The 21,224-nt window shown below is 59.5% G+C and carries 17 protein-coding genes, 5 tRNA genes and 1 pseudogene; 13 read left to right on the top strand and 10 right to left on the bottom strand.

Annotation, left to right across the window (positions count from 1 at the left end):
• Position 1: 1 nt before the first annotated feature.
• A complete protein-coding gene (locus AB4N33_RS12380; protein ID WP_476457441.1) occupies positions 2–1,135 on the bottom strand; it encodes a lactonase family protein in 1,134 nt (377 codons plus the stop codon).
• A gap of 242 nt (positions 1,136–1,377) precedes the next feature.
• Between AB4N33_RS12380 and AB4N33_RS12375 the strand changes: the two genes are divergently transcribed.
• Positions 1,378–2,679, top strand: a complete 1,302-nt coding sequence (locus tag AB4N33_RS12375; RefSeq protein ID WP_476457440.1) for an Nramp family divalent metal transporter — start codon at positions 1,378–1,380, stop codon at positions 2,677–2,679.
• A gap of 46 nt (positions 2,680–2,725) precedes the next feature.
• On the opposite strand, the gene AB4N33_RS12370 is transcribed toward AB4N33_RS12375, so the two are convergent.
• From AB4N33_RS12370 to AB4N33_RS12355, 4 genes are all read right to left on the bottom strand, one after another.
• Entirely contained in the window at positions 2,726–3,682 is a 957-nt protein-coding gene (locus AB4N33_RS12370) for a 2-hydroxyacid dehydrogenase (RefSeq protein WP_476457439.1), read from the bottom strand.
• A gap of 32 nt (positions 3,683–3,714) precedes the next feature.
• Entirely contained in the window at positions 3,715–4,473 is a 759-nt protein-coding gene (locus AB4N33_RS12365; protein WP_460116780.1) for an SDR family oxidoreductase, read from the bottom strand.
• 47 nt (positions 4,474–4,520) lie between these two features.
• Positions 4,521–5,213 (bottom strand): fumarylacetoacetate hydrolase family protein, encoded by a 693-nt coding sequence (locus AB4N33_RS12360; protein WP_460116779.1) that lies wholly within the window; start codon positions 5,211–5,213, stop codon positions 4,521–4,523.
• A 99-nt stretch (positions 5,214–5,312) separates the two neighbouring features.
• A complete protein-coding gene (locus tag AB4N33_RS12355; protein ID WP_460116777.1) occupies positions 5,313–6,647 on the bottom strand; it encodes an MFS transporter in 1,335 nt (444 codons plus the stop codon).
• A gap of 579 nt (positions 6,648–7,226) precedes the next feature.
• Between AB4N33_RS12355 and AB4N33_RS12350 the strand changes: the two genes are divergently transcribed.
• On the top strand, positions 7,227–8,159 hold the full coding sequence (locus AB4N33_RS12350) for a helix-turn-helix transcriptional regulator (RefSeq protein ID WP_460116775.1): 933 nt from the start codon (positions 7,227–7,229) through the stop codon (positions 8,157–8,159).
• A gap of 49 nt (positions 8,160–8,208) precedes the next feature.
• Here the strand turns inward: AB4N33_RS12350 and AB4N33_RS12345 are convergent.
• From AB4N33_RS12345 to AB4N33_RS12335, 3 genes are all read right to left on the bottom strand, one after another.
• Positions 8,209–8,284 (bottom strand) — tRNA-Asn (locus AB4N33_RS12345).
• A gap of 103 nt (positions 8,285–8,387) precedes the next feature.
• A complete protein-coding gene (locus tag AB4N33_RS12340; RefSeq protein ID WP_476457438.1) occupies positions 8,388–8,597 on the bottom strand; it encodes a hypothetical protein in 210 nt (69 codons plus the stop codon).
• Between the two features lie 184 nt (positions 8,598–8,781).
• Complete coding sequence (locus AB4N33_RS12335) at positions 8,782–9,978, bottom strand: amino acid aminotransferase (protein WP_476457437.1); 1,197 nt, start codon at positions 9,976–9,978, stop codon at positions 8,782–8,784.
• A gap of 337 nt (positions 9,979–10,315) precedes the next feature.
• Here AB4N33_RS12335 and uvrB point away from each other — a divergent pair.
• Positions 10,316–12,332, top strand: a pseudogene (gene uvrB / locus AB4N33_RS12330) (excinuclease ABC subunit UvrB).
• A 124-nt stretch (positions 12,333–12,456) separates the two neighbouring features.
• On the opposite strand, the gene AB4N33_RS12325 reads toward uvrB, so the two are convergent.
• Together AB4N33_RS12325 and AB4N33_RS12320 are read right to left on the bottom strand one after the other, a co-directional pair.
• Positions 12,457–14,007 (bottom strand): MDR family MFS transporter, encoded by a 1,551-nt coding sequence (locus tag AB4N33_RS12325; RefSeq protein ID WP_476457436.1) that lies wholly within the window; start codon positions 14,005–14,007, stop codon positions 12,457–12,459.
• Positions 13,997–15,046, bottom strand: a complete 1,050-nt coding sequence (locus tag AB4N33_RS12320) for an HlyD family secretion protein (RefSeq protein WP_460116768.1) — start codon at positions 15,044–15,046, stop codon at positions 13,997–13,999. The genes AB4N33_RS12325 and AB4N33_RS12320 overlap by 11 nt, the downstream gene beginning before the upstream one ends.
• Before the next feature lie 220 nt (positions 15,047–15,266).
• Here AB4N33_RS12320 and gltX point away from each other — a divergent pair, with 220 nt between their 5' ends.
• The 10 genes from gltX to AB4N33_RS12270 all read left to right on the top strand — a co-directional run bounded on the left by gltX (position 15,267) and on the right by AB4N33_RS12270 (position 21,213).
• Complete coding sequence (gene gltX / locus AB4N33_RS12315; RefSeq protein WP_476457435.1) at positions 15,267–16,748, top strand: glutamate--tRNA ligase; 1,482 nt, start codon at positions 15,267–15,269, stop codon at positions 16,746–16,748.
• Positions 16,749–16,928: 180 nt separating this feature from the next.
• Positions 16,929–17,004 (top strand) — tRNA-Ala (locus tag AB4N33_RS12310).
• A 79-nt stretch (positions 17,005–17,083) separates the two neighbouring features.
• Positions 17,084–17,159: transfer RNA gene (locus AB4N33_RS12305), tRNA-Glu, on the top strand.
• 53 nt (positions 17,160–17,212) lie between these two features.
• Positions 17,213–17,288: transfer RNA gene (locus tag AB4N33_RS12300), tRNA-Ala, on the top strand.
• An 80-nt stretch (positions 17,289–17,368) separates the two neighbouring features.
• Positions 17,369–17,444: transfer RNA gene (locus AB4N33_RS12295), tRNA-Glu, on the top strand.
• Positions 17,445–17,627: 183 nt separating this feature from the next.
• Complete coding sequence (locus tag AB4N33_RS12290; protein ID WP_460116765.1) at positions 17,628–18,167, top strand: TetR/AcrR family transcriptional regulator; 540 nt, start codon at positions 17,628–17,630, stop codon at positions 18,165–18,167.
• A gap of 31 nt (positions 18,168–18,198) precedes the next feature.
• Entirely contained in the window at positions 18,199–19,032 is an 834-nt protein-coding gene (locus tag AB4N33_RS12285; RefSeq protein WP_460116763.1) for an alpha/beta fold hydrolase, read from the top strand.
• A gap of 47 nt (positions 19,033–19,079) precedes the next feature.
• Positions 19,080–19,529, top strand: a complete 450-nt coding sequence (locus AB4N33_RS12280; protein WP_460116762.1) for an acyl-CoA thioesterase — start codon at positions 19,080–19,082, stop codon at positions 19,527–19,529.
• Between the two features lie 151 nt (positions 19,530–19,680).
• Positions 19,681–20,634, top strand: a complete 954-nt coding sequence (locus AB4N33_RS12275; RefSeq protein WP_460116760.1) for a tRNA dihydrouridine synthase — start codon at positions 19,681–19,683, stop codon at positions 20,632–20,634.
• Positions 20,635–20,766: 132 nt separating this feature from the next.
• Positions 20,767–21,213 carry an Hsp20 family protein gene (locus AB4N33_RS12270; protein ID WP_460116758.1) on the top strand — a complete coding sequence of 149 codons (447 nt, stop codon included), beginning with the start codon at positions 20,767–20,769 and terminating at the stop codon, positions 21,211–21,213.
• Positions 21,214–21,224 lie beyond the last annotated feature (11 nt).

Here is a 21,224-nt window from a genome sequence, read left to right as displayed (position 1 = left end):
GTCATTCCACCGAAGTCTGCAACACCTCGATCCACAACGCCCCCTTGCCCGAAGCCGCTTCGCCCACACGTTTGAGCGCGCCCTTGTCGCCGACGGCATAGGTGCCAACCTTTTCGCTTTTCTCACCCGTTACCAACAACCATTTGCCGTTCGGCGAAAATGCGATGTTGCGTGGCTGCTTTTCTTGCACCGGGTAGTTGTCGAGAAAGCGCAAGCCGCCCGAGGCCGTATCGACCGCAAACGCCGACACTGAACTGCTGGTGCGTTCGGTCATGTAGAGGAGTTTGCCGTCAGGCGAGAGCCGCAGGTCTGCTGCCCAGATACGCGGCGTCGGGTCGTCCTTCAAGTCGTTGTTGCGCGCATCGCGCACTTCACCGTGAGCCAATTTCAGCCGCTCGGGAATCCCGTTGGCCACGCCAATCTCCTTCAGGGCTCCGGTGCTGTCGTTGATGGAAAACGCAGTGACCGTGCCGCTCATCTCGCCGACCACGTAAAGGAATTTGCCGTCCCTGGAAAACGCCAGGTGTCGAGGTCCGGTATTGGCCGGAACGCTCACGTAGCCGCTGTCGATGGGGGAGAGCGCGCCGGTCTTTGCATCCAGGCGATATTGCAGGACGCGGTCGGCCCCCAGGTTGCCGGTGTAGGCAAAACGATTGCTGGGGTCGGTGCGGACCGAGTGGGCGTGGGGGCCGGTGGGGTAGCTCTGAATGTTGTCCGAAGGCTGATAGCCCTTGTCAATGGCTTGCACGGTCACGACGTCGCCGCCATATGAGGCGCCGAGCAGGTAGTGCCCCGATCTGTCGGTAGACAGGTAAGCCATGCTTTGCGCCAGCGGTGCCTTGGTCGATGGCGTCAGTTGCCCAGTCTTTGCGTCGATGCTGTAGCCCAACACCTGGAACGGTTTGACCCGCAACGCCGCGAACAACACTTTGCCGTCAGGTGTGATGGCCATTGGGTTGACCTGATCGCCGGCGTTGACCTGATTGACCAGGCTCAGCGTGCCATTGCTCTGATCGAGGCGGTACTGGGAAATCAAGCCGTCTCCCGGGCTGGATATGTAGGCGTAGGTGGCGGCATTGGCTTGCAGGCTGAGGCCACCGATGACGGCGGCGGCCAGGAGGAGGTTTTTACTCACAGTGGATCCTTTTATTGTTATTGATGTGGTCAGTCATCCTATGACTGAAACATCTGGACATCAATGCCTCGGCTGCATGAAAACTGAAATTTCCGGAGCTATGGCGATTTGCTATGCCCGCACAACATTTATGGGTTTGAAATATTTTTAAATAATCTCGTTTTACCAAGTGTTGTACGACATCGTACTTACTGTGTTCGACTTCGCGGGTTCTCACAAAAAAAACAATGGAGATACCCTCTATGACCAGCATTCCTTCCGTGGAAGGCCAGGCTGCGGCGCCCGCGCAAAGTCGATTTCTACGAATATTCAAACTCCTGGGCCCAGGCATCATTGCCGTGCTGTCCTGGCTGGGGGCGGGTGACCTGATCACCTCGTCCGTGGCCGGTGCCAACTACGGTTACGCGATGATGTGGGTGCTTGCGGTCTCCCTGTTGCTGAGATACCTGATCGTCAACATCATCGCGCGCTTCCAGCTGTGCAATAACCAGGGCATGACCATCCTGCAGGGCTACGCTCAGCTCAATCCGTTTTTTGCCTGGTTCTTGCTCGTCTACGCCCTATTGATGGGCCACTTGATGAACGCCTACATGATAAAGGGGGCAGGGGAGTCGCTGGCGATGCTGTTCAAGATCGAGCAGCCGTTGCTCTGTTCGGTGGCGGTGGTACTGGCAGTGTGGATGCTGGTCGGTCGCAACATCTACTCGATGATCGAAGGCATGATGAAGTTGCTGCTGGCGATCATGACCCTGGCGTTCATTGCGCTGGCTGTGATGTCTGGCCCGGATGTAGGCGGCATCATCAAGGGCACCATCGGTTTTAGCATTCCCAAGGACGAGGGTGTGCATGGCGCGTTGCTGGTGGCGGTATCGGTCATCGGCGCTGTTGCCGGTTCGATCGCCAACTTCGTGCATCCTTACGTCATGCGCCAAAAGGGTTGGGTTGGCCCGCAACACAAGCGCATTCAACGCAACGATCTGCTGTTTGCCGTGTTTATCGGGATCATCATCAACCTGGCCATCTGGATCGTTGGCGCGGAAATCCTGCGTCCCAACGGCATCGAGGTCAAAACCCTGGGCGATCTGGGCAAGGCGCTGGAAATCTATTTCGGCTCCATCGGTTGGTATGTGTTCTTCATCGGCGTATTTGCCACGTTGTTCGCCAGTATTTCGGGCAAGACCACCGCATTCCCGATGCTGATCACCGATGCCTTCCAACACGTTTTTCCCAAGCGTCGCGATAAGTACGGCAAGGAGTTTCACCATGACCCGATGCATAAATGGTTCATGCTGTTCATCCTCGTCACGCCATTGGTCTGGTCGTTGCCGGGCATGCCGGACTTCGTGACGCTGACCATCGGTGTCAGCGCGCTGAACATCATTGGCCTGCCGATCATTTCCCTCGGCTTGCTGATCATGTCCAACCAGAAAAAATTGCTGGACAAGCAGTACCGCAACAACCTGTTCGAGAACATCGCACTCGCATTCGCGACGGGCCTTGCACTGTGGGTTGCCTTCCAGTTGGGCGTTGATTTGTTCGCCTGACATCGCGGCATGTCGAGGGGACGCAATGCCCCTCGACATCGATGCCTCAATCGGTCACAGACCCTTTCGGAATTTTTCCGGCAAAACTGTCCACCAGGCTCGCCACCACCATTTCACCCATGCGCGTGCGGGTCTGCACAGTCGCGCTGGCGCGATGGGGTTGCAGCACCACCTGTTCGTTGCCGAACAGCGTCTCTGGAACGCGCGGCTCATCGACGAACACGTCCAGCGCTGCGCCCGCGATCTCTCCGGCCGCCAGTGCCGCGACCAGATCGACCTCGTTGACCAGCTTGCCCCGGGCGACGTTGATCAGATAGCCACCCTTGCCCAGCGCGTGCAGCACATCGGCATTGATGATGGCTTCGGCCTTGTCGGCAGCCGCGGCGAGAATCAGTGCATCGCTTTGGCTGGCCAACTGCTTCAGGTCGGCGACGAAATTGTGGTCCACATCGCTCATCGGTTGCAGGTCGGTGTAGCTGATCGGGCAGCCGAATGCTGCGGCACGAACCGCGACGGCACGACCGACCCGGCCCATGCCGACAATGCCGATGCGCATCCCGGACACCTGACGCGCCAACGGCAAAGGGGCCAATGGCGTCGGACTATGCGGCCATTGGCCCGAACGCACATAACGGTCACTGGTACACAGGCCACGGCACACGGCGATCAACAGGCCGATGGCCAGGTCAGCCACGTCTTCGGTCAACGCACCGATGGTCGCCGTCACGCGAATTCTGCGATCCCTGGCGTAAGCCAGGTCCACGGCATCGGTCCCTACACCGTTGACGGCCACCACCTCCAGTTTCGGCAACTGCGCCATCAGGGCCTGGGTGATCCCGGTGTGACCGCCGGTGATCACACCCCGAATGTTGTTGCCATGCTCTTTGATATAGGCCGCTTTGTCAGCCTGTTCGAAATAGCGCCTGATGGTGAACAATTCGCCCAGGCGGGTGTTTATTTCCGGAATCAGGATCGGGCTGAGCTGCAAGACTTCTGGTTTCATGTGAACCTCGTGGAGCGCAATAAAAAAGCCGGTCAACCGCGACCGGCAAACGGCATGGCAGTGGCCATGACGGTCATGTTCAGGACATTTGCCGACAACGGCAGGGCGGCGATGTAGCGCACGGCATCGGCGACGTGCTGGACGTCCACCATGGGCTCTACGGCGATGCTGCCGTTGGCCTGGCGCACGCCTTTGGTCATGCGCACCGACATCTCGGTCAGGGCGTTGCCAATGTCGATCTGGCTACAGGCAATGTTGAATTCGCGGCCATCCAGGGCCAGGGATTTGGTGAGCCCCAGCACCGCGTGTTTGCTGGCGGTGTAGGCGCTGCTGAAGGGGCGCGGAGTGTGAGCCGAGATCGAGCCGTTGTTGATGATGCGCCCACCCATGGGCTGCTGCCGGCGCATCAGCCCAAAAGCACCGCGGGCGCAGAGGAAAACGCCGTTGAGGTTGGTGTCGATCACGTTTCGCCACTGCTCGAAGGTGAGCTCATCCAGCGGAACGGCGGGGGCATTGACCCCGGCGTTGTTGAACACCACGTCCAGGCGTCCGTACTTCACGGTGATTTCGGCAAACAGCGCATCGACGCTGGCCGGGTCGCGCACATCAGTGGGGACCGCCAAGGCCTCGTGTCCTTCGACGGCGGCCAGTTCCGCCAGTTCCAGCAATGGCTCCGGCCGGCGTCCCGCGAGCACCACGGTGAAGCCGTCGGCCATCAGGCCAAGGGCCACGGCGCGGCCTATTCCGCTGCCGGCACCGGTTACCAGGGCGACTTTCAAAGGATGGGTCATCTTGTTGTTTCCTTTTTTTATTCACTGGGGCGTGTGGTGTGTCAGTGTCAGGGGCGATTGCCGACGCGCATTTCGATCTGACCGATGCCGTCGATACCGGCATTGATGACGTCGCCGGGTTGCAGCACATCGACGCCGGCCGGGCTGCCGGTCATGATCAGGTCGCCGGCACGCAAAGCGACGAAGTGGGAGATGCGGCTGATGACCTCGCTGACAGACCAGATCTGGCTGTCGAGGCTGTCGCGCTGGCGTTCCTCACCGTTGACGTTCAGCCACAGCTCACCCTGTGGATGGCCGGCGCGTGACACCGGCACGATGGCGGTGATGGGGGCCGCGCCGTCGAACACCTTGGCGCCTTCCCACGGCATGCCGTTGCTCTTGGCCGCGATCTGGACATCGCGACGTGTCAGGTCAAGGCCGGCGCCATAACCCCAGACGTAGGCCAGGGCCTGGTCCTCGGGGATATTCGCGCCGCCTTCGCCGATGGCCACCACCAGTTCAATTTCGTGGGCAAACTCTTCGGTCATGGGCGGGTAGGCGATTTCACCCTGTGCATCCACTACGTTGCTCGCTGGCTTCATGAAAAACACCGGAGGCAGGCGGGACTGGCCTTGCGTGCCCGGCCAGGTGTAATTGCGGCCGACGCAAAATACCCGGCCGACGGGGAAGCGCTGCTGGCTGCCGGCGACCGGCAAGGTCACAGGCAGATCGGGGGTAAAAACGTATTCGGTCATGTTCATCCTGGTACGGGTCCTGTAGGAAGCATCAGCGTACGGCGGCAGTCCTGGCTAAAGTTGGACGAATGCCGCCTCGTATTGGAGAAAAAAGCTTTTCTTGAATCAGCGGGCCTTGAGTTCGATGCGATACAGCCGGCCCAGAAGCAACGAGTAGGACAAGGTGCCCATCAGTGCTACACCCCCGATGAACCAGAAGGCCCAAGCGAAAGAGCCCGTCGTCTGGACAATGGCGCCAATCACGATCGGGGTGACGATCCCGCCAATGTTGGCGGCCAGGCTGGTCACCCCTCCCGTCAGGCCGATCAGTTCCTTGGGCGCGACTTCCGATACGGCTGCCCAGGATGAGGAGGCGATTCCCTGGGCGAAAAAGGCGATCGTCAGGATGGCAATGCAGATGACGTTCGAGTCGGTGAAATTCACCAGGACGATCGACATGCCCAGCATCGAACCGACCACCAGCGGCAATTTGCGCGCGAAGGACATAGAGTAGCCGCGGCGTATCAACAGGTCGGAGACGATCCCGGCAAGCAGAATGCCCACTGTGGCGCCAATGAACGGCAGCACGGCGAAGATCCCGGCCTTGATGGTGGTCAGTTGCCGTTCTTCGATCAGGTAGGTCGGGAACCAGGTGAGGAAGAAGTACAGCGCCGAGGTGCTGGCGAACTTGCCGATGCAGATCGCCCAGATTTGCCGGTAGCCGAACAGCTCGGCGATTTGGCGCCAGTTGAACCGGGTGCGCTCCTGGCTGCTCTTGACCAGGCCGCCACCGGATTCGATGTATTTCAGTTCTTCCTTGCTGACTTTCTTGCAGCTCAGTGGGTCGCGGTACAGGAACAACCAGATCACCCCGAACACGATGCCGAGCAATCCAGTGCTGTAGAACACATGGCGCCAGTCGAAGGTGGTTGCCAACCAGAGCAATGCGCCGGTGAACAGGGCGGTGCCGAGGTATTGGCCGCACACGTAAATGCTGCTGGCCATTCCGCGTTCGCGCGCCGGGAACCACACCGTCACCGCCCGGCTATTGGCCGGAAATGCCGGCGCTTCCATTGCACCGACGGCCAGGCGCAAGCCGAACAACGAGGCAAAACCCGTGGCAAAACCCTGGAGCACGGTGACTGTGGACCAACTGATCAGCGACACCCCATAGGTCAGCCGCGAGCCGAAGCGGTCGGCAATGAATCCGGCGGGCACCAGTGCGAGTGCGTAGGTCCAGGCGAACGCGGAAAAAATCAGGCCCATTTCGATCTTGTCCAGGCCCAGGTCCTTGGCCATGAACGGCGCCGCAATCGAGATGTTCACCCGGTCGATGTAGTTGATGATGGTTGCAATCAGCAGCAGCGACAGCATGAACCAGCGTCGACGGGTTGGCAGGCGCTGGGTGGGGGCGGCGTCACTGACGCCGGCCGTCGCCGTGGAGGTGGTGGAGTTGGACATGGATAGGCCTCGTTATTGTTAGAAGAATCGAGATTTCTGCGCGCAGCCGGGCCCAATACCCCAAGGTGGAGCAGTGCAATGCCTGGATGAGCTAAGCGGACAGCCGGGTGTCAGGTCTGCGGCGACACATTGCGCAGGGGGAAATCCGGGGAGGGGGCGGGTGGGTCAGTCAGGGAAAAAAGCAGGTTCATGAGGTGCGCACCAATTGATTGTTTTTGGAGGGGTCGGGCTGCATTGCCTGACACAGTGGTCGTACGACCTTCCAAAATCAACGGCGGCTTTAGATCGTTTTTTCTCTTGGAAACGCTGATCAATGCATCTGTCCAAGAACTTATTTTTGCGTGTTTTGTTTTTTAGTTTTTATAACTACATGTTTTTAAAGAATAAAAAATTGATTTTGTGATTTGTTTTTTTGGACAGGAAATTTTCCACACACCGATACAATTAATTCGTCGATACCCACGTCATCCTATGAGTTGTTGAAATAGGCCCGGTTTCACCGTCACAATCTCCCACGTCGCCGCGTCCCTTGCGGCGTGCCGACAAGCTGTCCAAATACCTGTCGAGGATGCCCAGGAGATGTCGTCACCGAGTCGAGTACCCACCTACGTCATGCAGCAGCGAAGTGAGTTGACGGACTTCTACATCCGCGACAAAAAGGGCCGGCGTGCCGAAACCAGCCCCCATCGCCACGAATACTTTCAGATTCAGATCAACCTGGGGGGCGACACCGTTCAGCACATCGGCAACGTCGAGCGCCCGTTCCCGCGCAACACGCTGGCGTTCATCCTGCCGCACCGCGTGCACGTGATTCCGCACCCTGCGGACAGCAATTTCATCGTGATCAATTTCTCCCAGACCTTCCTGTTGCCGCACTTGCAATGCGATCCGATGGATCTGGAAGAGGTGTCGATTCTGCTTGCGCCGGAGCTGTCGCCGTTCCGCTTCCAGGAGCATCTGGATTTCATTCTGGGTGATGAGGATTTCAGCAAAGTCTGCGCCTTGATCGAACAGATGCGCGTGCTCGATGAAAACCGTCAATTCGGCACCCGCGAAATGCTCAAGGGGTTGCTGCTGCAACTGGTGGGAAGTGTGTGCGCCTTGTATGCCGAGCCGCTCAAGCGGCTGGCCGAGGAGAATGCTGCCGAAGTCAGCCGGCGCGACGCGTTAAGCAGAATGTCCGAGTATTTGCGCAAGAACATTGCCGATCCGGACCTCAATCTGATCAAGGTGGCCGCCGCGACCTACCTTTCACCGACCTACCTGACGCACTGGTTGCGCAAGGAAGTCGGAAAGACCTTTACCGAGTTGGTGCTGGAGCGCAGGATGCATGCCGCTCGTAACTACCTGCTCAATGGCACGCGACCTGTGGGGGAGGTGGCGCGGCTGTGCGGATTTGCCGACGAAGCCTACTTTTCGCGGCGCTTTCGTCAGATCCATGGCCAGCCACCGGGGCAATTTCGACGCCAGCAACTCAATCCTGATACGCCGCAATCACCGTTGAACACGTGATGCGCGTGGCAAAAACGAAAAAACCCGCCATAAGGCGGGTTTTTTGATCTGGCTCCACGACCTGGACTCGAACCAGGGACCCAGTGATTAACAGTCACTTGCTCTACCAACTGAGCTATCGCGGAATGGCGTGTATGTTACTGATTCAAAAAGGGAAGTCAAGCGTCCGTTGGCAATTTGAGGCCGCCGGCGGGACAAACGGTGGTTTGGCAGCGATTGGCGGCCGGCTCAACCACCAAAGGTGATAGTGCCCATCATCAACTTGGCGTACAGCGCCGTGGCGGCCAGTTGCACCAGCCACAGGGCCAGGCCACCGAGGAATACGCCGGTGGCGACCTGCATCACCAGGCTTTTGGTGCGCTTGGCTTGGGGGCGGGGGATGAAGTCATCCAGATCGTCGCGATCATCGCGGTCGGCGCGCAGGTTGTCGTTTTTCATGGAGTCTCCGGGTTCTACACGAATCCCTGTAGGAGCGAGCTTGCTCGCGATTGCGATGTGTCAGTTATCAACAATGTTGAATTAAATACCGCGTCGCGAGCAAGCTCGCTCCTGCAGTTCCTATCTCGGACAAATAAAAAACGGGAAGCGCTCAGGCTTCCCGTTTTTTGTATCAGCGCGAGGTTCAGATCACCGCGACAATCGCCTTGGTGACGACATCGATGTTGCTCTGGTTCAGCGCAGCCACGCAGATGCGGCCGGTGTCCAGGGCGTAGATGCCGAATTCATTGCGCAGGCGGTGAACCTGTTCAACGGTAAGGCCCGAGTAGGAGAACATGCCACGCTGACGACCGACGAAGCTGAAGTCGCGTTGCGGGGCATTCTTGGCCAGCAGGTCAACCATCTGGTTGCGCATGCCTTTGATGCGCAGGCGCATCTCGGCCAGTTCGGCTTCCCACTGGGCGCGCAGTTCCGGGCTGTTCAGCACGGCGGCGACGATGCTCGCGCCATGGGTCGGCGGGTTGGAATAGTTGGTGCGGATCACGCGTTTGACCTGCGACAGCACGCGCGCGCTTTCTTCTTTCGATTCGCTGACGATCGACAGGGCGCCAACGCGCTCGCCGTACAACGAGAAGGATTTGGAGAACGAACTGGACACGAAGAAGGTCAGGCCCGATTCCGCGAACAGGCGCACGGCGGCCGCGTCTTCGTCGATGCCGTCGCCAAAGCCCTGATAGGCCATGTCGAGGAAAGGTACGTGACCTTTGGCCTTGACCACTTCCAGGACGTTTTTCCAGTCCGCCGGACTCAGGTCGACCCCCGTCGGGTTGTGGCAGCAGGCGTGCAGCACAACGATGGAACCGGATGGCAGAGCGTTCAGGTCTTCCAGCAGGCCAGCACGGTTGACGTCGTGGGTGGCCGCGTCGTAGTAGCGATAGTTCTGCACCGGGAAGCCAGCGGTTTCGAACAGCGCACGGTGGTTTTCCCAGCTTGGATCGCTGATCGCCACGACTGCGTTGGGCAGCAGTTGCTTGAGGAAGTCGGCACCGATTTTCAGGGCGCCGGTACCGCCTACGGCTTGGGTGGTGACAACGCGGCCAGCGGCGAGCAGTGGCGAGTCATTACCAAACAGCAGCTTTTGCACGGCCTGGTCATAGGCGGCAATACCGTCGATCGGCAGGTACCCACGAGAAGCGTGTTGAGCGACGCGAATCGTCTCGGCTTCGACAACGGCGCGCAGGAGTGGAATTCGCCCCTCCTCGTTGCAATAAACACCGACCCCCAGATTGACCTTGCTGGTACGGGTATCGGCATTGAATGCTTCGTTGAGGCCCAGGATTGGATCGCGTGGTGCCATTTCGACAGCGGAGAACAGGCTCATTTTTGCGGCGGCTCTGAATGGAGTGTGGAGGGACGTGTCGCGCTCCAGCCGAATGCACTAGAGCGGTGCACAAACGGGGAGCTAGTATAGAGGCCATCGGCGAGTGCTGGCGACAGCCCATTCGGCTTTTAACGTAAGTTTTTCCGATTATTTTTCGACCGTTAGTCGATTGGCCGCGTCAGAGTCTTTATGGGATGTAGGACGTTTGCCTTGAAAGAGCCGGCAATCGACTCCACATTGAGCCCAATCCAGTTTTTTCCTCGGGCGGCTTCGGTCGTTTGCGGTCTTTTTCGTTGCTGTCCGGTTTGCCCGGACCGGCGCGACCCAGGGGTATTTCATGTCTGAATTCCAGCTAGTCACCCGCTTCGAGCCCGCCGGCGACCAGCCGGAAGCCATTCGCCTGATGGTCGAGGGCATCGAGGCAGGTTTGGCGCACCAGACGCTGCTCGGCGTAACCGGTTCCGGCAAGACGTTCAGCATTGCCAACGTGATCGCCCAGGTGCAGCGCCCGACATTGGTCCTGGCGCCGAACAAGACCCTGGCCGCGCAGTTGTACGGCGAATTCAAGGCCTTTTTCCCCAACAACGCTGTCGAGTATTTCGTTTCCTACTACGACTACTACCAGCCCGAAGCCTATGTGCCGTCCTCGGACACCTTCATCGAGAAAGACGCCTCGATCAACGACCACATCGAGCAGATGCGCCTGTCCGCCACCAAGGCGTTGCTGGAGCGCAAGGACGCCATCATCGTCACCACCGTGTCCTGCATCTACGGTCTGGGCAGCCCGGAAACCTACCTGAAAATGGTGCTGCACGTGGATCGTGGCGACAAGCTCGATCAACGCGCCTTGTTGCGCCGTCTTGCCGACTTGCAATACACCCGCAACGACATGGATTTTGCCCAGTGCGACCTTCCGCGTGCGGGGTGATGTGATCGACATTCACCCGGCTGAATCGGATTTCGAAGCGATTCGCATCGAGTTGTTCGACGACGAGGTGGAGAACATTTCGGCGTTCGATCCGCTGACCGGCGAGGTCCTGCGCAAGCTTCCACGTTTCACCTTTTACCCGAAAAGCCACTACGTCACGCCCCGGGAAACCCTGCTCGATGCGGTCGAGGGCATCAAGGTCGAGTTGCAGGAGCGCCTGGAATACCTGCGTTCGAACAACAAGCTGGTGGAAGCCCAGCGCCTTGAGCAGCGCACGCGTTTCGACCTGGAGATGATCCTCGAACTGGGTTACTGCAACGGCATCGAAAACTACTCGCGCTACCTATCCGGACGGCCGGCCGGCGCTGCACCACCGACGCTCTACGACTATTTACCCGCCGACGCCTTGCTGGTGATCGACGAATCCCACGTCAGCGTGCCGCAGGTCGGCGCCATGTATAAGGGCGACCGCTCACGCAAGGAGACGCTGGTGGAGTACGGCTTTCGCCTGCCGTCGGCGCTGGACAACCGGCCAATGCGTTTCGACGAATGGGAAGGGGTGAGCCCGCAGACCATTTTCGTTTCGGCCACACCGGGCAATTACGAGGCAGAACACGCCGGACGCGTCATTGACATGGTGGTGCGCCCCACTGGCCTGGTGGACCCACAGATCGAGATCCGCCCGGCCCTGACCCAGGTCGACGACCTGCTCTCGGAAATCAACAAGCGTGTCGCTGTTGAAGAGCGTGTGCTGGTGACCACGCTGACCAAGCGCATGGCCGAGGACCTGACTGATTACCTGGCCGATCACGGTGTGCGCGTGCGCTACTTGCACTCGGACATCGACACGGTGGAGCGCGTTGAAATTATCCGTGACCTGCGCCTGGGTACCTTCGATGTGCTGGTAGGCATCAACCTGCTGCGCGAAGGTCTGGACATGCCCGAGGTGTCGCTGGTGGCGATCCTCGATGCGGACAAAGAGGGCTTTCTGCGCTCGGAGCGCTCGCTGATCCAGACCATTGGTCGAGCGGCGCGTAACCTCAATGGCCGGGCAATCCTGTATGCCGACCGGATCACCGGTTCCATGGAGCGTGCGATTGGCGAGACCGAGCGTCGGCGGGACAAGCAGATCGCTTTCAACCTGGCCAACGGCATCGTCCCCAAAGGGGTGATAAAAGACGTTGCCGACATCATGGAAGGCGCCACCGTGCCGGGTTCGCGCAGCAAGAAGCGCAAGGGCATGGCCAAGGCGGCCGAAGAGAGCGCCAAGTACGAAGCCGAGCTGCGTTCGCCGGGCGAGATCGCCAAGCGGATCAAGGCGCTGGAAGAGAAGATGTATCAGTTGGCTCGGGACCTTGAGTTCGAAGCAGCGGCGCAGATGCGCGATGAGATTGCCAAATTGCGCGAGCGCCTCATCACCGTCTGAGTTCCAAGTCGTTCCTGCTGGCCTCATCGCGGGCAAGCCCGCTCCTACAAGGATTTTGTGCGCACCACAGAGCCCTGTAGGAGCGAGCTTGCTCGCGATGAGGCCGGTAAAGGCACCTCAAAACTCAATGCGCCTCCCCAGCCTTGAGCCCCACCGGCAACTTCTTCGTCAACAACACCGCCACCATGCTGATTCCCAGCGCAATCCCCACAAAGTGAAACGCATCGTTGTAAGCCATGATCGACGCCTGCTGGTGGGCGATCTCACTTAGCTTGCCCAATGCTGCCGTTTCACTACCAAAGCGGTCGGTCAATGAAGCGAGCCGCTCGGCCACCTGCGGGTTGGTCGGCACGATCGCTTCACGCAGATAATCGAAGTAGGTCTTGGTCCGCGCATCCAGCAAGGTGGCGAGGAGGGCAATGCCGATGGCGCCTCCGAGGTTGCGCAGGATGTTGAACAGGCTCGACGCCGACCCCGCGTCCTGCGGCAGGATGTAGGCAGTGGCGATCAGCGAGATGGTCACCATGATCAGCGGCTGGCCAAGGGCGCGGATGATCTGGATCTGATTGAACTGCGGCCCGGCGAAGTCGGGGTTCAGCACGCCCGAGGAAAAACTCGCCAGTCCGAACAGGCCGAAACCCACGGTGCACAGCCATTTTGGCGACACGTATTTCATCAGTTTGGGCACCAGCGGGATCAGGAACAACTGCGGCACGCCCATCCACATGATCACCTCGCCGATCTGCAGGGCGTTGTAGTTCTGGATCTGCGCCAGGTACAGCGGTAGCAAATAGATCGATCCGTACAGCCCCACGCCCATGCCAACGCTGGAAATGCTCGACAATCCAAAGTTGCGATTGCCGAGGATGCCCAGATTGATCAGCGGATTGGGTTTGGAAAACTGTACGATCACAAAGGTGATCAGGCTGACCAGGGCGATGCTGCCGAGAGTGACGATCAGGGTCGATTCGAGCCAGTCCTTGCGATGACCCTCCTCGAGAAATACCTGCAAACAGCCAAGGCCGACGCCAAGGGTGACGATACCGGCGTAATCGGTACTTTTCAGTAATTCCCAATGTGCCTCTTTCTTCTCCAGTCCATACATCAGGCCGGCAATCATGATCAGCCCCGGGGGTATGTTGATATAGAAGATGTACTCCCAACCCCAGTTTTCCGTGAGCCAGCCACCGAGTGTCGGGCCGATGGAGGGGGCGAACGTGGCGGTCATGGCAAACATCGCCATGCCTTTGGCTCGGTGATGTTCAGGCAGTTTGATCAGCGTCAGGGTGAACGCCAGCGGGATCAGTGCACCGCCGGTGAAACCTTGCAGGGCGCGGAACACGATCATGCTCTCCAGGCTCCAGGCCAGGGAGCAAAGCAGCGAAGCGACGAGAAACCCCAGCGACACCCAAACGGCCAGGCGCCGTGCCGATAGCAACTGCACCAGCCACGCCGTCAGCGGAATCATGATGATTTCCGCCACCAGGTAAGACGTGGAAATCCACGAGCCTTCTTCCAGAGTCGCCGACAGCGCGCCCTGGATGTCCTTGAGCGACGAATTGGTGATCTGGATATCGAGCACTGCCATGAACGCGCCGAGCATCACGCTCATGACCGCAATCCAGTCCCGCCGAGTCGGTTCGCCGACCGGGCGGATCAGTTGATCACCGGCCATCGATCGGGGCGTCTTTGATATTCACTGTCGCGGTAACCGACATGCCCGGGCGGATCTTGCCGCGCAGCGGGTTATCGGCGGCGAAGGTCAGTTTTACCGGAATTCGTTGTACGACTTTGGTGAAGTTGCCCGTGGCATTATCCGGCGGCAACAGGCTGAACTGCGCGCCCGAGGCCGCGAACAGGCTGTCGACCCGTGCCTGGATGGGCGTGTCGCTGTAAGCATCGAAAGTCAGCTCGGCTTTCTGGCCAGGCTGCATGTGACCGATCTGGGTTTCCTTGAAGTTGGCTTGAATCCAGATGTCCTGGTCCGGGACGATTGACAATAAATAAGCGCCGGCCTGCACGAATTGGCCATTACGTGCAGCGCGCTGGCCGATCAGGCCACTGATCGGTGCGTGGATTTCGCTGCGCGTCAGGTTCAGTTCGGCCTGGGCCAGGTCGGTCCGGGCATTGGCGATCATGGCGTCGAGGCGCTTGATTTCGGCCGTCAGCGAATCGACCTGCTGGCGCTGGCTTTGCGCATCGGCCTGGGCCTTGCTCACCTGCGAGCGAGCGATGTGGTTGTCGGCGGAAAGGGTGGTGACCCGTTCTTCGGAGACATAACCCGGTTTACGCAGGGCCTGGGCGCGAGACAGGTCGATTTGCGAGCGGCCAAGGCTGGCCTGGCTGGACGCCACCTGCGCATCGCTGGCGGCGATCAGGCTGGCCTGCTGGGTCAGCTTGCTTTGCGCTTGCAGGCGTTCGGCCTGGCGCGTGGCGAGCGCGGCGTTGGCGCGGTCGACGGCGAGCTGGAAGTCATCGCTCTCGAGCTTGATCAGCAGTTGCCCTTTTTCGACGTGCTGGTTGTCCTGCACCAGCACCTGTTCGATGCGCGCACCCAATTGACTTGAGACACGGGTGATCTCGCCCTGGACATAGGCGTTGTCGGTGCTTTCATAAAAACGTCCCTTGAAAAACCAATGAGCAAAAAAGCCCCCGGCAATCAGCAGGACGATCAACAGGAAACTGAACAGGCGACGCTTGAGTTGGGCAGGCATGGGGCAAACTGTAGTCGAGTAATTGTAAGGAAATTTATCAGCAGGCGAATTTGGCATACAGCCAATAGTGGGTAAATGCCATCGGGTGATAATCGGTCATTCATCGAGGCCAAGACCCCTTGCAGACGCAAACTTGGCTTAAATGCCCTGCTCACTGGAGCCGGGCGGGCAACGCCTGTTAACATTCGCCCTTTGTTTCATCTTCATTTCGAGACTTGCCATGACCACCGTCCGCACGCGCATCGCGCCATCGCCTACCGGGGACCCCCACGTAGGTACCGCTTACATTGCTCTGTTCAACTACTGCTTTGCCAAGCAGCATGGCGGCGAGTTCATCCTGCGGATCGAGGACACCGATCAGTTACGTTCGACCCGCGAGTCCGAACAGCAGATCTTTGACGCCCTGCGATGGCTGGGTATCGACTGGAGCGAAGGCCCGGACGTTGGCGGCCCGCACGGCCCATACCGGCAGAGCGAGCGTGGCGATATCTACCAGAAGTATTGCCAGCAACTGGTCGACATGGGTCACGCGTTCCCGTGCTTCTGCACCGCCGAAGAACTGGACCAGATGCGTGCCGAACAAATGGCTCGCGGCGAAACCCCGCGTTACGATGGTCGTGCGCTGCTGCTGTCCAAGGAAGAAGTCGTCCGTCGCCTGGCGGCCGGCGAGCCGCACGTGATCCGCATGAAGGTGCCGAGCGAAGGCGTGTGTGTGGTGCCGGACATGCTGCGTGGCGATGTCGAGATCCCGTGGGATCGCATGGACATGCAAGTGCTGATGAAGACCGACGGTCTGCCGACGTATTTCCTGGCCAACGTGGTCGACGACCATCTGATGGGCATTACCCATGTGCTGCGTGGTGAGGAATGGCTGCCATCGGCGCCGAAACTGATTTTGCTGTACGAATACTTCGGCTGGGAACAACCGCAGTTGTGCTACATGCCGCTGCTGCGTAACCCGGACAAGAGCAAGCTGTCCAAGCGCAAGAATCCGACGTCGGTGACATTCTACGAGCGCATGGGGTTCATGCCTGAAGCCATGCTCAACTACCTGGGACGCATGGGTTGGTCGATGCCGGACGAGCGCGAGAAGTTCTCGTTGCAGGAAATGGTCGACCACTTCGACCTGAGTCGGGTGTCCCTGGGCGGGCCGATCTTCGACATCGAGAAACTGTCATGGCTCAACGGCCAGTGGTTGCGCGACCTGCCGGTGGAAGAGTTCGCCAGTCGCCTGCAGACCTGGGCGCTGAACCCCGAATACATGATGAAAATCGCGCCCCACGTCCAGGGGCGTGTGGAAACTTTCAGCCAGGTTGCACCGCTGGCCGGCTTCTTCTTTGCCGGTGGCGTCAATCCGGATGCCAAGCTGTTCGAGTCCAAGAAATTGTCGGGCGATCAGGTCCGTCAGTTGATGCAGTTGATCCTGTGGAAACTGGAAAGCCTGCGTCAGTGGGAGAAGGACAGCATCACCGCGACGATCCAGGCGGTGGTCGAATCCCTGGAATTGAAGTTGCGCGACGCCATGCCGCTGATGTTTGCCGCCATTACGGGGCAAGCGAGCTCGGTGTCGGTGCTCGATGCCATGGAGATCCTGGGTCCGGATCTCACGCGTTTCCGCCTGCGTCAGGCCATCGATCTGCTCGGTGGCGTGTCGAAAAAGGAAAACAAGGAGTGGGAAAAACTGCTGGGTAACATCGCCTGATCCAGGGCGTGCTTCTGTAGCTGCTGCCGGAGGCGGTGGCTACAGGAGCGCAAATGCCCCGCATTTACGGGGCAGGGCGGTAAGTGATTGTTATGGCGGAAAATTTTTTTGAAAATTGTTGAAAATAAGTTTGACAGGTTTCCGAAGCGCCATTAAGATTCGCCCCGTCCTCAGCGATGAGGGGCTATAGCTCAGCTGGGAGAGCGCCTGCATGGCATGCAGGAGGTCAGCGGTTCGATCCCGCTTAGCTCCACCAATTTACACTTCAAGGTCTGGCCACACCGGCCTTGAAGCGATCAGCACTCAGCACTGATCAGTTGTAAAGAAGGGTTTGCGTCCCCTTCGTCTAGTGGCCTAGGACACCGCCCTTTCACGGCGGTAACAGGGGTTCGAGTCCCCTAGGGGACGCCAGTTTTACACAAGCGATGTTGCAAGATGTCGCTGCGCCGCGAGGCGAAAAATCCGGGGCTATAGCTCAGCTGGGAGAGCGCCTGCATGGCATGCAGGAGGTCAGCGGTTCGATCCCGCTTAGCTCCACCAATTTTACACTTCAAGGTCTGGCCACACCGGCCTCGAAGCGATCAGCACTCAGCACTGATCAGTTGTATAGAAGGTTTTGCGTCCCCTTCGTCTAGTGGCCTAGGACACCGCCCTTTCACGGCGGTAACAGGGGTTCGAGTCCCCTAGGGGACGCCACGATTACCCGCTCTGCGGGATTTATAAGGGTCATTCAATTATTGAATGGCCCTTTTGTTTGTCTGGCGTTTGGCCAAATTCCCTTATTTTCTTCAAACTGTGCATCTGACCGGCGGTCACATTCTTGACTTGCAGAATATTATTATGAGAATAATATTCTAGTCGTAATATTTGGAGGCAGCGATGAACGACAAGAAAGCTCAAACCCGCGAACGCATTCTCAAGGCCGCCAGTGCAGCGCTGATCCAGCGTGGCCCGGCCGAACCGAGCGTGGGCGAAGTGATGGGGGCGGCCGGCCTGACGGTGGGTGGCTTCTATGCGCACTTCGAAAGCAAGGACGCCATGATGCTGGAAGCGTTCAAGCAACTGCTCGGCCACCGCCGTGGACTGATCGCCGACATGGATGCGGATTTGACCGGCGAAGAGCGTCGCGCACTGGTGGCGGCCTTCTACCTGTCACGCAAACATCGCGACTCCTCGGACTCAGCCTGCCCGATCCCGGCCTCGGTCGGCGAGTTGGGGCGCTTGCCCGAGTCGTTTCGTGTGGCGCTGAACGAGCACGTGGAGCTGATGGTCGCGCAACTGGCGGCCAGCCCGGAAGACACCGACAAGGCGTTGGCCGATATGGCGCTGATGGTCGGTGGTCTGGCCCTGGCAAGGGCGCTGGGGCCAGGAGAATTGTCCGATCGATTGCTGCGTGCCGCCAAGTCGGCGGTGCTATGACCTGAAGGCATTGGCCTGGGGAGTGAGAGCGATGAGCGCGTTAAAGTGGGTTCGTGGCGTTAATGGCACCTTGGGCTGGTTTGCACCGAAGCTGGTTGCGGCGAAAATGCGACTGGCATTCATGACACCGCGGGAACTGCCGCCGCGCGATTGGGAATTGCCGATGTTGGCGAAATCCGAACGCATCACCTTGCGGTTCGGCCTCTCCGCCTTGCGCTGGGGTCAAGGTCCGGCGGTGTTGCTGATGCATGGGTGGGAAGGGCGGCCGACGCAGTTTGCCAGCCTCATCAGTGCTCTGGTCGACGCCGGCTACAGTGTCGTGGCGCTGGATGGTCCTGGTCACGGTCGCTCACCTGGTCGTGAAGCCAACGTCATGCTGTTCGCCCGCGCCATGCTCGAGGCGGCCGCCGAGTTACCACCCCTGCAAGCCGTCATCGGCCATTCCATGGGCGGCGCGAGTGCCATGCTGGCGGTCCAGTTGGGGTTGCGCACCGAGACCCTGGTCACCATTGCCGCGCCGGCGCGAATTCTTGGCGTGCTGCGCGGTTTTGCCCGTTGCGTGCGGCTGCCGCCGAAAGCCCGCTCTGCGTTCATTCGTCAGGTTGAAAAGGACGTGGGGATGCGCGCGGCGGCGCTGGATGTCGCACGCTATCAGCTCGACATGCCTGGCCTGATCGTTCACGCCGAAGACGACCGCCTGGTCTCGGTCAAGGAATCCCAACTGATCCACGATGCCTGGTTCGACAGCCGTTTGTTGCGGCTGGCCGAAGGAGGGCACCAGCGAGTGCTGGCCGACCCGCGTGTGATTGATGGTGTGTTATCACTGCTGGCCGGTCGCAGCCTGCAATCACGCCAATCGGCCTGAGCATCCGTTACACTGCCCCGGTCGCATTAATCTGACCGGGAGTGGGCATGGGCTGGGATCGGGCAACGCCATTTATCATCGATCTGGAAGTGGGTGCCGAGGACATCGATGGCCTGGGGCACGCCAATAACGCGGTGTACGTGACCTGGCTCGAACGCTGTGCCTGGCGTCACTCCCAGCGGCTGGGGCTGGATCTGGTTGAATACCGGCGGCTGGACAGGGCGATGGCCGTGGTGCGCCACGAGATCGATTACCTGGCGGCGGCCTACGAGGGCGATCAGTTGCAATTGGCGACCTGGATCGTCGATTGGGACCAGCGCCTGAAAATGACCCGGCACTTCCAGCTCAAGCGTCCAAGCGACAACGCCACGCTGCTGCGTGCGCAGACCACCTTTGTGTGCATCGAGCTCTCCACGGGGCGACCCAAGCGCATGCCGGCCGAGTTCATCGAAGGTTATGGCCCGGCCTTGATCCTACCGCCGCCACACCCCCTGTAGGAGCGAGCTTGCTCGCGATGGCGGTGTGTCAGCCAGCATGATTCCAACTGACACACCACCATCGCGAGCAAGCTCGCTCATACAGGTTCAAGTGCAGTTTTTGGATGTAATCCAGTAAACTGCCGCACGTTTTTCCTCGAGTGTGTTTTCCATGCAAATTGCCTTGGCACCCATGGAGGGGTTGGTCGACAACATCCTGCGTGACGTGCTGACCCGCGTCGGCGGTATCGACTGGTGCGTGACTGAGTTCATCCGCATCAACGACCAGTTGCTGACCCCGGCCTATTTCCACAAGTTTGGCCCCGAGCTGCTGACCGGTGCGCGTACCGCCGCTGGCGTGCCTCTGCGTGTGCAACTGCTGGGATCGGACCCTGTGTGCCTGGCGGAAAACGCAGCACTGGCTTGTGAGTTGGGCTCTGAAGTCATCGACCTGAACTTCGGCTGCCCCGCCAAGACCGTCAACAAGTCCCGGGGCGGGGCCGTGCTGCTCAAGGAGCCCGAGTTGCTCAATCGGATTGTCGAGCATGTCCGTCGGGCGGTACCGGCGCACATTCCGGTCACCGCGAAAATGCGCCTGGGTTTCGACAGCCCGGACGGTTCGCTGGTCTGTGCCACGGCGCTGGCCGAAGGCGGCGCAGAACACATCGTCGTGCACGCCCGGACCAAGACCGATGGTTACAAGCCCCCGGCACACTGGGAATGGATCCCGCGGGTGCAGGACGTGGTCAAGGTGCCAGTGTTCGCCAATGGCGACATCTGGAGCGTCGAAGACTGGCGCCGTTGCCGGGAAATCAGCGGTGTGGAAGACATCATGCTCGGTCGCGGTCTGGTTTCGCGCCCCGACCTGGGCCGGCAGATCATGGCCGCCCGCGCAGGCGAGGAGGTGGTCGAAATGACCTGGGCCGAGCTGCTGCCGCTGATCCAGGACTTCTGGCTGCAAGCCAAGGCGCAGATGACACCCCGTCAGTCGCCGGGTCGCCTGAAGCAATGGCTGGCCATGCTGACGCGCAATTACCCTGAAGCGGTGGAGCTATTCACGGTGCTGCGCCGCGAAACGGAGCCGGATCAGGTTTCGCGTTTGCTCGGGGTGCCTGAGGCTGCCTGAAAAATTTTGCAAAAAATTCTGAAAAACCTCTCTTGAAATGCAATCAGCGGTCCCTATCTAAGGGGTACGCGATGCCGAATTCGGGTCGCGGAGACACAAAAACTTGCTGATTGTTTTCAGGAGATTTGAATCATGACTACTGCATTTTCTCTCGCGCCTCTGTTCCGTTCCTCGGTTGGTTTCGACCGTTTCAACGACCTGTTCGAAACCGCCCTGCGCAACGAGCCAGGCAGCTCTTACCCTCCCTACAACGTGGAAAAACGCGGTGACGATCAGTACCGCATCGTCGTGGCGGCGGCCGGATTCCAGGAAGAAGACCTGGACCTGCAAGTCGAGAAGGGTGTGCTGACCATCAGTGGCGGCAAACGCGATGCAACCGAGGGCGTGACCTTCCTGCATCAGGGCATCGCCCAACGTGCTTTCAAGCTGTCCTTCCGCCTGGCCGACCACATCGAAATCAAGGCTGCGGACCTGCGTAACGGTCTGCTCAGCATTGACCTGCTGCGCGTCGTTCCGGAAGAGGCGAAAGCCAAACGCATCCCGATCAACGGGGAGCAAAAACCGGCTTTGCAACACTAAGGCCGAGCAGT

Source organism: Pseudomonas sp. S1_E05, assembly GCF_056337105.1.
The sequence above is the reverse complement of the archived record's forward strand: the minus strand, read 5'-3'. Positions and strand labels throughout refer to the sequence as shown.